The sequence below is a fragment of the Eggerthella lenta DSM 2243 genome (assembly GCF_000024265.1).
In the GTDB taxonomy this organism is placed as follows: Bacteria; Actinomycetota; Coriobacteriia; order Coriobacteriales; family Eggerthellaceae; genus Eggerthella; species Eggerthella lenta.
The window spans coordinates 3,111,854-3,126,514 of the sequence record NC_013204.1 but is presented as its reverse complement, the minus strand read 5'-3'; the positions used below and the strand labels follow the sequence as shown (position 1 = coordinate 3,126,514).

General features: G+C 66.3%; 11 protein-coding genes. 6 read left to right on the top strand and 5 right to left on the bottom strand.

Going from position 1 to position 14,661, the window contains the following annotated elements; translation table 11 throughout:
- Window positions 1-12 precede the first annotated feature (12 nt).
- The 3 genes from ELEN_RS13520 to ELEN_RS13510 all read left to right on the top strand — a co-directional run bounded on the left by ELEN_RS13520 (window position 13) and on the right by ELEN_RS13510 (window position 4,591).
- On the top strand, window positions 13-1,788 hold the full coding sequence (locus tag ELEN_RS13520; RefSeq protein ID WP_015761362.1) for an FAD-dependent oxidoreductase: 1,776 nt from the start codon (window positions 13-15) through the stop codon (window positions 1,786-1,788).
- 452 nt (window positions 1,789-2,240) lie between these two features.
- Window positions 2,241-2,987, top strand: a complete 747-nt coding sequence (locus ELEN_RS13515) for a TlyA family RNA methyltransferase (protein WP_015761361.1) — start codon at window positions 2,241-2,243, stop codon at window positions 2,985-2,987.
- The gene (locus tag ELEN_RS13510) at window positions 2,984-4,591 is read left to right on the top strand and encodes a helix-turn-helix transcriptional regulator (RefSeq protein WP_015761360.1); all 1,608 of its coding nucleotides are present in this window, start codon (window positions 2,984-2,986) and stop codon (window positions 4,589-4,591) included. The genes ELEN_RS13515 and ELEN_RS13510 overlap by 4 nt, the downstream gene beginning before the upstream one ends.
- A 181-nt stretch (window positions 4,592-4,772) precedes the next feature.
- Here ELEN_RS13510 and ELEN_RS13505 read toward each other — a convergent pair whose 3' ends face one another.
- Entirely contained in the window at window positions 4,773-6,422 is a 1,650-nt protein-coding gene (locus ELEN_RS13505; RefSeq protein ID WP_015761359.1) for an FAD-dependent oxidoreductase, read from the bottom strand.
- A gap of 267 nt (window positions 6,423-6,689) precedes the next feature.
- Here ELEN_RS13505 and ELEN_RS13500 point away from each other — a divergent pair, with 267 nt between their 5' ends.
- Entirely contained in the window at window positions 6,690-7,055 is a 366-nt protein-coding gene (locus ELEN_RS13500; RefSeq protein WP_015761358.1) for a YccF domain-containing protein, read from the top strand.
- A gap of 25 nt (window positions 7,056-7,080) precedes the next feature.
- On the opposite strand, the gene ELEN_RS16375 is transcribed toward ELEN_RS13500, so the two are convergent.
- From ELEN_RS16375 to ELEN_RS13485, 3 genes are all read right to left on the bottom strand, one after another.
- Window positions 7,081-7,422, bottom strand: coding sequence for a response regulator transcription factor (locus ELEN_RS16375; protein WP_041691672.1), 342 nt, complete (start codon window positions 7,420-7,422; stop codon window positions 7,081-7,083).
- Complete coding sequence (locus ELEN_RS16370) at window positions 7,320-8,468, bottom strand: hypothetical protein (protein WP_015761356.1); 1,149 nt, start codon at window positions 8,466-8,468, stop codon at window positions 7,320-7,322. The genes ELEN_RS16375 and ELEN_RS16370 overlap by 103 nt, the downstream gene beginning before the upstream one ends.
- A gap of 166 nt (window positions 8,469-8,634) precedes the next feature.
- Window positions 8,635-10,488: an FAD-binding protein gene (locus ELEN_RS13485; protein WP_035585673.1), complete on the bottom strand. Its 1,854-nt coding sequence runs from the start codon at window positions 10,486-10,488 to the stop codon at window positions 8,635-8,637.
- A 325-nt stretch (window positions 10,489-10,813) separates the two neighbouring features.
- Here ELEN_RS13485 and ELEN_RS13480 point away from each other — a divergent pair, with 325 nt between their 5' ends.
- Both ELEN_RS13480 and ELEN_RS13475 read left to right on the top strand, forming a co-directional pair.
- Window positions 10,814-12,487, top strand: a complete 1,674-nt coding sequence (locus tag ELEN_RS13480; protein WP_015761354.1) for an FAD-binding protein — start codon at window positions 10,814-10,816, stop codon at window positions 12,485-12,487.
- An 8-nt stretch (window positions 12,488-12,495) separates the two neighbouring features.
- Window positions 12,496-13,119, top strand: a complete 624-nt coding sequence (locus ELEN_RS13475) for a hypothetical protein (protein ID WP_015761353.1) — start codon at window positions 12,496-12,498, stop codon at window positions 13,117-13,119.
- 111 nt (window positions 13,120-13,230) lie between these two features.
- Here the strand turns inward: ELEN_RS13475 and ELEN_RS13470 are convergent, their stop codons facing one another.
- The gene (locus ELEN_RS13470) at window positions 13,231-14,643 is read right to left on the bottom strand and encodes a helix-turn-helix transcriptional regulator (RefSeq protein ID WP_015761352.1); all 1,413 of its coding nucleotides are present in this window, start codon (window positions 14,641-14,643) and stop codon (window positions 13,231-13,233) included.
- Window positions 14,644-14,661 lie beyond the last annotated feature (18 nt).

Sequence of the window (14,661 nt, the reverse complement as noted above, 5' to 3'; positions counted from 1 at the left end):
GAGGGAAATCGCATGGAACTGAATCGCCGAGATTTTCTCAAAGGGGCTTTGGCAACAGGCGCGTTGGCGGCTACGGGAAGCGCGCTCGCGGCATGTTCGCCTTCGGGCGGCGCTGCGTCCGGCGCGGCCAGCGCGGGCTCGGCAGCGGGCGCGTCCGACGTGCTGACGGCCGACAGCTACCAGCAGATGAAGTGGAGCTTCGAGATTCCGCCCGAGCCGGTGGCCGATGCCGACATCGCCGAGACCATCACGCACGACATCGTGGTGGTGGGCGCGGGCATGGCCGGATTGTGCACGGCGGTGTCGGCCGCCGAGCAGGGCGCCGACGTCATCGTGTTCTCGGCTAGCAGCAAGCCCATCAGCCGCGGTGGCTCGAACCACGCCATCGGGTCGAAGTACCAGAAGGCGAAGGGCATCGATTATTCGCCCGAAACCGCGCGCGAGATCGTGAAGGCCGAGCAGACCGCCGGCACGTACCTCATGGACAAGAAGAAGTGGGAGCGCTGGATCAACCACTCGGGCGAGTCCATCGACTGGACCATCGACCATATGGAGAAGCAAGGCCTCAAGTGCTGCCTCGAGCCGGGCTACTACGATCCCGACGGCACCATCACCGTCCCGCCCGCGTCGCACAACTTCTACACCGATGAGCAGCCTTTCGGCGCCCTGTACGGCGCGCCGCTCGAAGCGCAGGCGTACGCCGATATCTTCACGGGCGATTTCGGCGGCGAGATACACTACAAAACCGTCGCGCAGTACCTCATCCGCGAGGATGACAACACCGGGCGCGTGTCGGGCGTCGTGGCGCAGCGCGAGGACGGCTCGTACGTCAAGTACGTGGCGAACAAGGCCGTGGTGCTGGCCACGGGCGACTTCTCGAAGAACCCCGACATGATGGCGAAGTACAGCCCGTGGGCGTGGGAGCACTTCAAGGACGCGCTCTCGTTCGGCGACGTGGATTACGATGCCGAGCTCGTGTACTCGGGCCTCATGCCCGGCGACGGCCAGAAGATGGGCCTGTGGGTGGGTGCCGCCTGGCAGAAGACGTACCCGGTGCCGCCCATGATCAACGGCGGCGCGTCGGGCCCGGCCCACGGCGTGATCTCCAACTTCTGGGGGCTCAACATGGACATCCACGGCGAGCGCTACCAGAACGAGTGCACGAACTTCGCGTACGGCGCCATCTCGGTGCTGCAACTTCCGCAGAAGACCGCCTACGCCGTGTGGGATAAGGCGTACGCCTACACGCAGGACGAGTGGGAGCAGTTCGGATGCTGCATCGACCACGAGAACGGCATCATGCCGCTCACGCCCGACGAGGTGATCGCGTCGTGGGACAAGAACGCCGAGGGCGGCAAGGAGTCCATCGGCACGGGCGCCACGTACTACAAGGCGGACACCATCGAAGAGCTGGTGAAGCAGATGGACGGCATCGACCAGGAGCAGGCGCTGGCCACCATCAAGCAGTACAACGAATACGCCGAACAGGGGCTCGACGAGCAGTTCCACGTGAATCCCGAAATCCTGTTCCCCATCTCCACGCCGCCGTTCTACGCCACGAAGATCACGGGCGCCACGTTCCTCACCGTGTGCGGCGGCTTGCGCACCGACGAGAACATGCAGGTGTGCGACGAGAACGACACGCCCATCGAGGGTCTGTACAACACGGGCATCATGACCGGCGACTTCTACGCCAACACCTACAACTTCGTCATGCCCGGTCAGAACCTCGGCGCCGTGTGCGGCACCCTGTCCTACCTGCTGGGTCGCGACCTGGCTGCATTGTAAGCGCAGCTCGAACTCCTGCTGTTCCTCCCTCCATGCGGCCGCCTTCGGGCGGCCGCGGCTCGGTGAGGACGGCGACTTCTCGTCGTCCTTGTTCGATAATCTGGCAGAAAAACCGAGGTAGGTAAATAATATGCGCATTGGAAAAATCGCGACCTGGGATTTTCTGATATGAGCGCGCAGAAAATGGTCGAATTATTTACCTACCTCGATTTTTCTGCCACAATCGGCATCGATGGCTGACACCGCCGTCGGATGCCGACGCAGAGCGCATCCCCCTCGCCGCGCTATTCGTGGACAAGGGGCTGACGGTCGAGGAGGACGTGCTCGTGGAGCGGGTGATGGAGCTGGTCCCGAAGGGCGCGACGAATCTTGATATTTCCTGCGCAAAACGATAGCCGGGGCGATGCGCCGCCTTCGTCGGTGCGGACGTGGTTTGCTCTATACTGTTTCCCATGAAGAAGATCAGACTTGATACGCTGCTGGTTGAGCAGGGGTACTTCGCGGACGCCGGCGCGGCGCTGCGCGCGGTGCTCGCCCACGAGGTGAAGGTGGACGACGTGTATGCCACGAGCGCGGCGCTCAAGGTGGCGCCCGACGCGGAGGTCGTGGTGAAGAACCGCAAGCGCTTCGTGTCGCGCGGCGGCCACAAGCTGCAGGGCGCGCTCGACGCGTTCGGACAGCGCGTCGAAGGCCTGCGCTGCCTGGATATCGGCTCGTCAACCGGCGGTTTCAGCGATTGCCTGCTGCAGGCCGGCGCGGCCAGCGTGGCGTGCGTCGACGTGAACTACGGGCAGCTGGCGTGGAAGCTGCGGCAGGACCCGCGCGTGGCGGTGTTCGAGCGCGTGAACATCAAGCTGGCCGACCCGGCCGAACTGGGCGCGCCCTTCGACGTGCTCGTGGCCGACCTCAGCTTCATCGGCCTCGCGGCGCTCGCGCCCACGTTCGCGCGGTTCTCACAGCCGGGCACCGTGTTCATCGGCCTCGTGAAACCCCAGTTCGAGTCGCGGCCCGACGAGACGGAGCACGGCGTGGTGCGCGACGAGGCCGTGCGGCGGCGCACGGTGGACGAGGTGCGTGCGGCGCTGGTCGCTGCGGGGTTCGGCGTGGCAGGCGTGGTGGAATCGCCCATCACGGGGCCCGAGGGCAACGTGGAATACCTCGTGCGCGCGGTGTTCGAGGGGAGCGGGGTGGCGGATTGAGCGCGACCGAGCAGCAGGTGCCTTCTTGGGATTTCAAATCGTTCGCGGCACGGTACCTGCCGGGCTTCTCGTTCTCGTTTCTGGGAACGGGCCTCGTGCTCGTGTGGATACAGTGCATCCTGTACGCGCGCTACATCTGGGTCGATTCCGGGCTGACGACGGTCGCCATCAACTTCGCGCGCTGCGGGTGCATCGTCGTGCTGGGCGCCGTGGCGCTGCACCGTGCGTTCTCGCCGAGGTTCGAGAACGTGCTCGGCTGGATCTCGGCCGGGCTCATGACGCTGGGCAGCCTGCTGTTCTTCGTGCAATCGCTGTTCCCGTCGTTGCCGTTCACCCTGGTGGCGGCCGTGTGCTCGGGCGTGGGGCTCGCATGGGGCGGCGGCATGTGGATCACGTTCTACATCCGGCTGGGGTTGCGCGAGGCGCTGCTGGCGGCCTTCGCGTCGCTGGCGCTGTCCACCGTCATCGGCATCTTCATCGGCATCGTGGAGGAGAGCACGGCGTTCTTCGTCAGCATGCTGCTGCCGATGGTGACGCTGGTCATGTACTTCCAGGCGCAGAAGACGCTCGACGAGCGCGAGCGGCGCGGCATCGTGGCGCCGCCGCCCGACGACGTGTACGCCGCCGAGCCGCGTTCCACCATCGTGCGGCTCGTGGTGGGCATCGCCCTGTTCAGCTTCGTGCTGGGCGTGTCGCGCGGGTTCCCGTTCGGCGAATCCATCAAGCTGTCGCCCGTGTTCCACCTCGTGCAGCACCTCGGGGTGACGGCCGCCGGCCTCGGCATCATCTGGTGGACGCTCGTGAAGGGGCGCGGGTTCAAGTTCGCCGTGCTGTGGCAGGCGCAGCTTGCCGCGCTGGCGGTGGGCGTGATCTTGCTGTCGACGCTCGATCCGCTGGTCAGCGAGGTGGGTGCCACCCTCATCGCCATCACGAACCTGTTCCAGGTGGGGTTCTTGTGGTTCGTGTCGTACGACGTGGCGCGCCATCGCGCGCTGCCGCCGTATCTCATCCTGGGATTCTTCTGGTTCCTGCACCTGTTCTTCCGCGAGAGCGGTCGGTTGGCGATGTGGTGGCTCGGCGATGCGGGCGGGGCCGAGCAGATGCTCATCGTGGCCACCATGATCTGCCTGCTGGCCGTGAGCGTGGGCTTCTTGCTGACCGATTCCATCCCGCGCGTTCGGCCGCTGTTCGCCGAGGTGTGCGGGCGCTGCCGGTTCCGTGCCGAGACGGAGACGGCGCTGCGCGAAGGTCGTCTGACCAGCGTGGACGAGCGCGTGTGGCGCCCGGAGGAGCACGGGGCGGCCCCGCTGGCCGCCGCGGCTCCGGTGGCGGCGACAGCCTCGGCGGCCTCGCGGGTCCCGACGGCCCCGGCAGCTGCGATCGAGCCGCCCTTCGACCGCGAGGCGTACGTGCGCGAGCGCTACGGCCTGACGAACCGCGAGGCCGAGGTGCTCATGCTGCTGGCCGAGGGCCGCAGCTCGTCCTACATCGCCGGCGAGCTGGTGCTGTCCGACAACACGGTGCGCAGCTACGTGAAGAACATCTACCAGAAGCTCGACGTGCACTCCAAGCAGGACGTCATCGACTTCGTGAAGGCGCTGTAGGCGCTCGCGCGTCGCGGAATCTCGCGCCCGTTGCTCCCTCGCGCCGTGAATGTCCCCCAGGGGGACGGGGGCTGTCCCCGTGCGGGGCATCCGACCGAAACGCACCGCGCCCCGGCTGGGAGGCAGCCGGGGCGCGCGGGAGGGAAGGGACGTCGTCGAGAGTGGCGTGCGGCGCGAGGCGCTAGGCGTTCGCGAGGGCGCTGCGAGCGGAGATGCGGCCGAAGATGAGGCACTCGGCGATGTTGCCGCCGCCCTGGTACACGCCGCTCCACACCGAGCCGAACTCGCCGGCGGAGTACAGGTTGGGAATGGGCTTGCCGTCGGGATCGAGGATCTCGCCCTGGGCACTGCGCACGGGGCCGCCGTCGGTGTTGAGGAACGACGGGCAGCACAGCTGCGCGTAAAACGGAGGCGTGGAGATGGGCGTCAGCGTCTTCTCGGGACGATGGAAGTACACGTCCTTGCCGTTGGCGCAGCACTCGTTCCACTGGTCCACCGTGGCGGTCAGCTCGTCTGCCGGCACGCCCATCTGGCTGGCGAGGTCTTCGATGGTGTCGGCGGAATAGGCCAGCTTGTCGGCCACGGGGTCGCTCGTGGTGTCGGCGGGGATGGCGCCGGCCTCGAGGCCTGCCTGGTCGAACACGAACCATGCCTTGCGCGGCTGGGCCAGGTGCGGCCACTCGCCGCCGATCTGCATATGGCCGTGGCGGCTGCCGACGGAGACGGACGGGTCGTCCATGTAGGCGATGTCGGACTTGTTGCTGTAGCCGTCCCAGTCCATGTAGTAGCGGCGGCCGTTCACGCCCACGGTGATGCCGTACTGCTTCGGGCACGGCGAGATGATCTGGTTGTTCGTGAACTTCGTGTTCTCGAGGTCGCGGCCGGCCATCCAGAAGCCCGCCACGTGCTCCATGTGCCAGAAGTCGGCGCCGATCTTCATGCAGGCCTTGTGGCCGTCGCCCGTGTTGCCCTCCTCGACGGCGGGATGGGCTCCGCCTTGGCCGATGAAGTCCTGGCGCATCGTGGGGTTGGCCTCGAAGCCGCCCGTGCACATGATGACGCCCTTGTTGGCCTTGACGTTCTTGCCGTCGATGACCGCGCCGAGGATCTGCTTGGTGCCGGGGTCTTGGATGAGCTCGCTCATCGGGGCGCCCGTGCGGTACTCGATGACGTCGGAGTGGTCGGCGATGACGCGGTCGAGCAGCTTCGTGATGTGCTTGTCGCCCTTGATCTCCACGTCCTTCTTGCCGGCGACGGTCAGCTTGCCCAACGCGTAGCAGTGCTCGAACTCGGGCCACTCGGGCGTGGACTTGAGCGGGTCGTCCTTGGTGGTGGGGGCGATGATCGACGCTTCCTCGACCACGCCGCCCAGCGTGTCGAACACCCAGCTGTAGTTCTCGGCGGCGCCCTTGGCGTAGGCGGCGATCACGTCGTCGGGCGTGGTGCCCTCCTCGCCGCGCATCTCCAGCATGTACTGGTTGAACGCTTCCTCGTCCTCGGCGTACACGACGGTGCCCTTGCAGTACGGGCTGTTGCCGCCGGGCATCGTGCCCTTCTCGGCCAGCAGGCACGTCGCGCCGTTGCCCTCGAGCGCCACCGTGATGGCGGCGGCCTGGCCGGCGCAGCCCGCGCCGATGACCACGACGTCGAACTCCTCGTCCCACTTCGTATCGGTGCCGGCAGCCGCGGCGGCCGTGCCGCCGTCTCCGGTGCTGGCGGAGCCCTGCGGCGCGCAGCCGACGATGCCGAGGCCGGCGGCGCCGGCGAGGGCGACGCCGGCGGTCTTCAGGAACGTGCGACGGCTCTGCTCGAATGGGGTGCTTTCTTTCATGATGGTCCTCCCTGTCTCCGTGGTGCTGCGATGCAGCTTTCCGGTCCGTGCGCATCCACCGGCCCTCCCGTCGCTGCCGGGATGCTGCGATGGTTCCCGCGCATCGGACGAGGAGCATGCTATCCCGCCCGCCGTTACGGCGGCACCCCCTAAGTGCAGCGTTTTGGTAGGGAATGCGCGCACCCCGCAAAATGCGGGGGCAGGGGGTGGTATGCTTTCGAACTGGGAAAACGTTAGATCGGGCACCGCGGCGCGAAAGGATGCTTCATGAGCGTGATCGGCAACATACTGTGGTTCGTCTTCGCGGGGTTCTGGCAGGGCGTGAGCTGGTGCCTCGTCGGGCTGCTGTGGTGCATCACTATCGTGGGCATCCCGGTGGGCACCCAGTGCTTCAAGATGGCGGGGCTCGCGTTCTTCCCGTTCGGCAAGGAGGTCGAGTACGGCGGCGGCGCGGGGTCGGCCGTCCTCAACGTGCTGTGGTTCATCTTCGGCGGCGTGTTCTTGGCGCTCGAGGCGCTGCTCAACGGCGTGCTGCTGTGCATCACGATTATCGGCATCCCCTTCGGCATGCAGTGCTTCAAGCAGGCGAAGCTGGCGCTGCTGCCCTTCGGCGCGGTGGTGCGCGGGAAGTAGGCGTTGCGAGCGCGCCGCGCCCGCCTTACGCCTGCTGCTCGAACAGCACGAGCAGCTCTTCCTTGTTGCCGGTCTGCGTTTTCTGGTAGATGTGCCGCAGGTGCGTCTTCACCGTGTTCTTCGAGATGAACAGCGATTCGGCCACGTAGTCGAGGCGGTGTCCCGTCACCCACAGCTCGAGGATCTCGCGCTCGCGCGCCGTGAGGCCGGTCGTTTCGACGATGCGGTCGAGACGGCGTTGCAGCACGTCCTCCGCATCGACGATCACCTCGGTCGGATGATCGCTCGTGGCGAAGAAGTACATGCCGGGCACGAGGATGAGCAGCGCGAGGATGGACAGTGCCGCCGGGTCGAGCGGCGCGAGCATGCCGACGCCCGTGCCGATCGCGCGCCCCACAGCTCGGTGGCGATCAGGCCGAGCCCGCATACGAGAAACGGGCTGGTGCGCGTCTTCTGCGCGATGTCGAGCAGGATGAACCACAGCGCGATGGACAGGCACTGCTGCGTGGCCAGGATGATGCAGTGCTGCGCGATTTTGTACGGCTCGGACGACGCGCCCGAATCGGCGCCGATGAGCAGCCCCGACAGCGCGTAGCATACGGCCATGATGCCCGCGAACACCACGAGCGCTTTCTGGAAGTCTCCCTGGCGCCTCGATACGAGCAGCGCCACGATGAGCACCGCGGCCAACGCGTTGCCGGCGATGATGGACCACCACGAGATGAAGCCGCCCGTCTCGGCCGACCCCGGCAGGATGGCGCTGGCCGCCATCGCGCAGCAGATGCCGGCCAGCAGCTTCCACGAAGGCTGCATGGTGCCTAGGCCGCCCGTGAGCGCCACGTAGGGCGGGGAGGACGGCGAGCGGCGCAGCACGACGATGAGCAGGATGGATCCGAGCGGCAGCAGCTTCATGAACGAGACCGACCACGTGCCGGGCAGCACCTGGATGAGCGCGAGCACGGCGACGGCCAGGGCGAGCGAGCCGGCGGTGCGGGCGATGATGGAGCGCAGGGGAAGCTGGGCGTACGCCTCGCCCCAGGCGAGGTCGATGATGGGCAGCACGAGCGCCGACAGCAGCAGGTCGACGGTGAGGAACTGCTGGGGCAGCACGCCTGCGGCGGTCAGCGGGTAGCCGAGGCCGCCAACGATCTGGACGATCATGGCGGCCGCGATGAAGCCGGAATGCAGGCGTGCGGGCGACAGCCGTTTCCACAGCGCGGTGGTGACGAGGGCCGATACGGCGAAGGCGCAGAAGAACGCGAAGCGCGTGCTCACGAGAGCGCCGGTGTCGGAGAAGCCGCCTCCCAGCGATGGCGTGGGCGACAGCACGAGCAGCAGGGTTGCCAAGTACAGGCCCCTGCCGAGGTACAGCCACGATGCTGCGGTTCCCGATGCCCCTGGTGTGCGCGTCAAACGCCCCTCCTCGCTTGCTGCTTCGCTGCTTCTCGGAGCTTCCATTATAGCCAAAACGCGGCCCGGAGGGGCCGCGTTCGGTGGCTCGGGCGCGGGGAGGGGAGGGCGCGCCCGAGCATTCAGGGGAGGGATGGCGATCGGTGGGGCGGAGGGGCGGCCGGCCGTCCTACGCTTTCCGCTGCTCGATGTCCTCGGGCGCGGTGGTGGCCAGGCGCTTGCCCAGCAGCATGCCCTCGGTCATGCACAGCCCCAGGCTCATGCCGCTGATGGGCGTGCAGTAGTTCACGATGTAGCGGTTGCCCGAGTTGTTGCCGGCGGAGTACAGGCCGGGGATGGGGAACAGGTCGGAGTCGAGCACGCAGCCGTTGAAGTCGGTGTCGAGGCCGGTGGTCTGGCAGAGGCCGACGTAGATGTCCTCGGCGTTGCCGGTGACGGCGTAGAACGGCGGCGTGGTGAGCGGCTTCATGATGCGCGCGTCCACGGCGAAGTCCTCGTCGAGGCCGGCTTCGGCGTACTGGTTCCACTTCTCCAGCTCGGACAGGGCGTTGGCCTTCTGCTCCTCGTTGTAGCAGCCGATCTTGTCGAGCAGCTCCTCGAAGGTGTTGGCGCAGTACACGCCGTCCTTGCTGGGCTCGGTCGACGAGGGGTCGAGGGCGGCCATCTGCTCCTGCAGCGGGTCGATGCCGTGGAAGGTCACCTTCGACGTGAGGTTGATGGCGCCGTGCGCCGGCGGCATGCACGCGATGGTGTCGAGATAGCCGGCGTCGGCCACCGAGACGATGGCGCCCTTCGGCTGGCGGCTGGACTGGTAGCCCGAACCCTCGGTGCCGCCTGCGCACTCGTTGCAGAAGCGCAGTCCGCGCTGGTTGAGCAGCATGAAGCCCGGGCCCCACGGCGCGGTTTCCCAGGGACCCGACTGGCCCGTGTTCATGCCCGTGCGCGGGCCGGCCTCCACGTGGCCGCCTGCCCACACGCCCAGCTTGATGCCCGCGCCGTCCTTGACGCCCATGCCGCCGGAGGTGGCCAGCTCGATGTTGCCGTAGTTCTCGGCCAGGTGGCGGTACTCGTCGTTGATGTCGCGGATCATGTCCTCGTTCGCCTGGAAGTCGCCGGCGGTCAGCACCACGCCGCGCGTGCCCGTGTAGCGCACGTAGCTGTCGTCGTCCTGGTTGCGCGCCACGACCGCCACCACGCGCCCGGAGTCGTCCTTCTCGAGGTACTCGGCGTACGTGTTGAAGTGCCACGCGGCGCCTTCTTTGATGGCCTGCTCGCGGTGATGCGTCATGACCACCGGGCCCCATTCCCAATCGGAGCCGCCGCCCGTGACGGGACGGTGGACGATGGTGGACTTGTAGAACTGGTAGCCGGAGGGGTCCATGACCATGCGGTCGTCGGCTTCGGCCGAGTAGATGTTCACGCGGTCGGTGTTGTGGTAGAAGTCGGGGTCCACCTCGTCGATCTCGGAGATGCTCCAGTCCATGATCTGTCCGGAGTAGTCGACGAAGTTGCGGATGAGACGCTGGTTGCTGCGGTTCGCGTTGCGCACGAGCCAGTTCGTCATGAAATTGACCTTGTCGATGCGGTCGGCACCGTGCTCGATCGCCCACTCGCTGTTGATGATGGCCACCTCGCCGCCGATGTAGAAGAAGCTGTCCTCGGGCTGCGCTTCCACGACGCAGACGCTCGCCCCGTTCATGGTTGCCGAGCGCGCCGTCCAGGTTCCCGCCTGGCCGCCGCCCACCACCACGACGTCGAAGGTGCCGCCGTCGGCGATCTTCGCCTCGTCGACCGGCTCGGGCGGGGTGCGCCAGTCGGCCGCCGCCTGGCTTTGCCAGCGATGCTCGGGCTTCGCGCTGCCGTCGGCCGCGTCGGCCTCGGCGACGGCCGACTTCGGGCTGCACCCGGCCAGCGCCCCTGCCGCGGCCAGGCCGGTGACGGCTGCGCCCGTGAGGAAGGTGCGGCGCGAGAGGCCGCGGTTCGCTTTGTTCTGTCCGTTCGTTCCGTTCTCGTTGTGCTTCATGGTCGTGATCCTTTCATTCCCCATCTTGGCCCTCCTGTGCGCCGCTCGGCGCTGCCAAGGTTCGTCGTGCATCATGCCCGGCAACGTGGGATCGCGCGTCATTCCTCAGAGGTGAATGTGCGAACGACCGGCAAAAAAGAAAAATCACCCCTGAGGAATGACGCGGATTTTCGCGTCAACCACCCGCTTCGTCAGGGTGGGCGCGCGCAAGTCACTGCTGAACGGGTGGCGGTTCCACCCGCAACGGGGGGACTGTCGCGAACGCGTCGAGCCTACTATCGAAAGCGTAAGGGCGGCATGAGCCGTGCGGATCGAAGGAGGAACGATGGAACAGTTCAGCAGGCGGAGTTTTTTGAAAGGCGCAGGGCTGGCGGCAGTGGGAACCGCTGCGGTCGGGCTGGTCGGATGCGGGTCGGCTGCCGCGCAGGAGCAAAAGGATTGGTGGATGCCCGAGGCGTGGGACGAGGAAACCGACGTCGTCGTGGTGGGGTACGGCGCGGCTGGCGTGGCCGCCACCATCACCGGTCTGGACGCCGGCCTGGGCGTGATCACGCTGGAGAAGTCGAGCGAGCCCGACGGCGGCAACCTGGGATGCGCGACGGGCTGCATCCAAACCTGCATGAAGCCCGACGATGCCGACGGCATGGTGGAGATGCTGCGGCATTTCAACCAGGGGTCGGTGAGCAAGGAGGACGGCGACGTGCTGTATCCCGCCATCGTCGAGCAGGAGATCGAGGCGGGCGCGTGGCTCGACTCCCTCGAGGACCTCGAAATCTACTGGGTTTGGCGCGATTACGGCGATCCCTCGCGCATGACCGGCGAAGTGGCCTGGTCCGAACGCGGCGATGCGGGCGGTTCTGAGCTGTTCGGGAACTTCCACGAAATCGCGGTCGACAAAGGGGCCGATATCCGGCTCGCCACGCCGGCGAAACGCCTCGTGCAGAATCCCGAGACGAAGGAAATCCTCGGCGTCGTCGCCGAAGGCTCCGGCGGCGACATCGCCATCAAGGCCAAAAAAGGCGTCATCATGGCGTGTGGCGGGTTCGAGGGCAATCCCATGATGCAGCAGTGGTACACCGGATGGGGCATCCACCTGTTCCCGTGGGGCACGCCGCACAACACGGGCGACGGCCACCGCATGTGCGTCGAAGCGGGGGCGCAACTGTGGCACATGGACTGCTCCGAGATAGGATCGCCGTGCTACCGTCTGCCGTCCGAGCAGGTAGGGTGCTCGGTGAGCATGCAGTCGGCGGGGCATTTCCCCGACGCCTCGTCGTGGCTCTTCGTCAACTACAAAGGCGAGCGTTTCGTGAACGAGACGAAGAACCTTTCCCATGCACCGCAGCACACGCGCAAGCGCACGGTGTGGTACGACATGGACACCGACACGTACGAGTTCTCCAACCTGCCGTACTGGATGGTGTTCGACCAGGCGACGTTCGACGCCGCACCGCTGTACATCCAGTCGACGAAGCCGAAGTCGCTCGTGTCGTACGCGGGCGTTCACCAGCTGCTCGGCCAGGAATGGACGAACGCCTGGGCGCTCGAGCAGGGGTGGATCGTGAAAGCCGACACCATCGAAGGGCTCGCTGCGTCGATGGTGGGCACGTCTCCTTCGGGCACGAAGTACGAAGGCGTCGACGCCGCGGCGCTGGCGGCGACGGTGGAGCGTTGGAACGCCAGCTGCGAGGCGGGCGCCGATCCCGATTTCAAACGCGATCCCGAGACGATGGCGGCGTTCGGCGACGGGCCGTTCTACGCCATCGAGATGGGCATGGGCATGATCAACACCCAGGGCGGCCCCAAGCATAACGAGCACAACCAGACGCTCGACACGAACGACGAGGTGATTCCCCGCCTGTACAACGTGGGCGAGTTCGGGTCGCTGAACGGCGGCAACTACAACCTGGGCAACATAGCCGAGGCGCTGACCACAGGCCATTTCGCCATGCTGCATGCAGGCGATCTCGAGCCGTGGGATGCGAGCGACGGAAAGTAGGAGCGCTCATGAACGTATCCGCGAAGAAAGGAATGCGCGCGTTGGCTCCCGCGGCGATCTTGCTCGCGCTGTGCGCGTCGCTTGCCGGGTGCGGCGGCACGCCGCAGCAAGCGGGCGGTGAGGCGGGCAAGGCGGGCGATACGGCCCAGGCGGCGGCGAGCGACGCTCCGTTCTCCTGGTCGGCCGATGCCGATTGCGGTCTGTGCCATGCGACGCAGTCGTCGTCGCTGACGGACTCGTCGTGCCAGGTTTCGGCCAACCATGCCAACCTGCAATGCGTGCAATGCCACACCGATGAAAACGGCCTTGCCGCAGCCCATGACGGCGTCACGCTGGCCGATACGAAGGGAGCGAAGAAGCTGTCGAAGACTTCGGTCGAGCAGGATGCGTGCGTGAGCTGCCACGCCGACGCGGGCGCACCCGAGGCCGCCGCGTCCTCGACGGCGCTCACCGACGACCAAGGCACGACGGTGAACCCGCACGACCTGCCGCAGAGCGCAAGCCACGACACGTTGACCTGCGGAAGCTGCCATACGATGCACGATGAGAAACCGCTTGAAGAGACGGCGGCCGCAGCGTGCACGCAGTGTCACCATCAGAACGTGTACGAGTGCTACACCTGCCACGAGTAAGCGAGTCTCGCTGAACGACCCCGCGTGCCCGCCGCTCTCCCTCCCGGCGGCGCGGTACGGCCTGACGGCCAAGATCGCCCTTCCCTCGGCGATCTTGGCCGTCCGCATGCGCTATCGGCGCTCGTTCACCAGGCGGATGAGCTCTTCCTTGCTGTGCACGTCGAGCTTTGCGTACAACTGCTTCGTGTACCAGCGCACGGTGTTCTCCGACAGGACGAGAATGTCGGCGATTCCCTTCTTAGTGTGTCCGCGGTAGAGCAGCTGCATGATCTCGCTTTCGCGATCGGACAGAGAGAATTCATGCTTCACCTGGCCCCATCCCCTGTCGGGGTCGTCCACGGGATACGAGGGTGCAGGCTGCTCGTCGTGCAGGTTCTGGGCGGTCATGAAAAAACAGCTGGCCAGGAACACGAACACGCAGATGGCCGTCGCTTGCACGATGTGCTCCTCGATGGGGAGCGTCCCGTAGGCGCTTGCGAGGGCGCTGTACGCTGCGATGCCGCCGGCGACGGATGCTTCGTACAGTCCGCGACCGATGCCGAACACGAAGCAGGGGTGCTGCGCGCTTCGCTGGGCGAGCTTGATCAGCACGAGGTACAACAGCACGAGCACGAGGTTGCGCGCCAGGGAAAGCGAGATGTAGTCGATGGCGGACGAGGCGCCGGCTACGAACCAGAGCATGAGCAGCAGGAACGTCAGCGCCAGCAGCATCGAGTTGGCCAGCGCCTTCGCCCGTGCGTTGTCCTCTCGGGCGACGAGCCACATGAAGAGGAGGAAGGGCAGCAGGGCGCGCAGCGCATAATTGGCGAAGGCGATCGCGTGCTCGTGCGACGAGCTGGGAATGGCCCCCTGCAGAATGCTGAATATGATGCCGTTGCCGAAAATCACGGCGTACACGATGACCTGGACGACGAGGAAAAGGGAGGACGATCGGCGCGGCTGCTTGCGAAGCGTGGTAGCACCCGGTCGATTGACCAGGAGGTTCGACGTCCCATCCCAAGCGCGGCGCGCGCAGATGATGGAGCCGAACGGCAGGACGCAGGCGACGGCGAGGACGGGAGCGGTGCCGGTCAGGGAGAAGATGCTCATGACGAGGCAGATGAGGGCCCCGAACGAGAACCCCAGCAAGATGAATCCGCAGGCGTCTTTGGTTTTCATGCTGCTGTAGATGAGGAACCACGACGAGAAGCAGAAGGCGATGCCGAGCCCGCTTATTGCTCCCGCAGCGACCTGGGCGAAAACGGGCAGCGCCACCGAAGCGATGCCGAGCAGCGGCGTGACGCAGAGGGCGACGGCGCTGAGCGGATGGAAGAGGACGTGCGGGTCGCGTTCGGCACCGGGTCGAAACAGCAGGGCTATGGCGAGCAGGGCCGCCAGCATGCCCAGATGGAAGGCGAGTTGAAAGGCAAGCGTGTCGAACACCACGCGTTGGCTCACCACGAACATCCAGGCTTGCGGGAAGCAGAGGCCCAAGAACAGCGCATTGCGTTTCGGTCGGTAGACGCGCGTCAGCTGGTCGATCATCGATATCCCCTCCTGCTT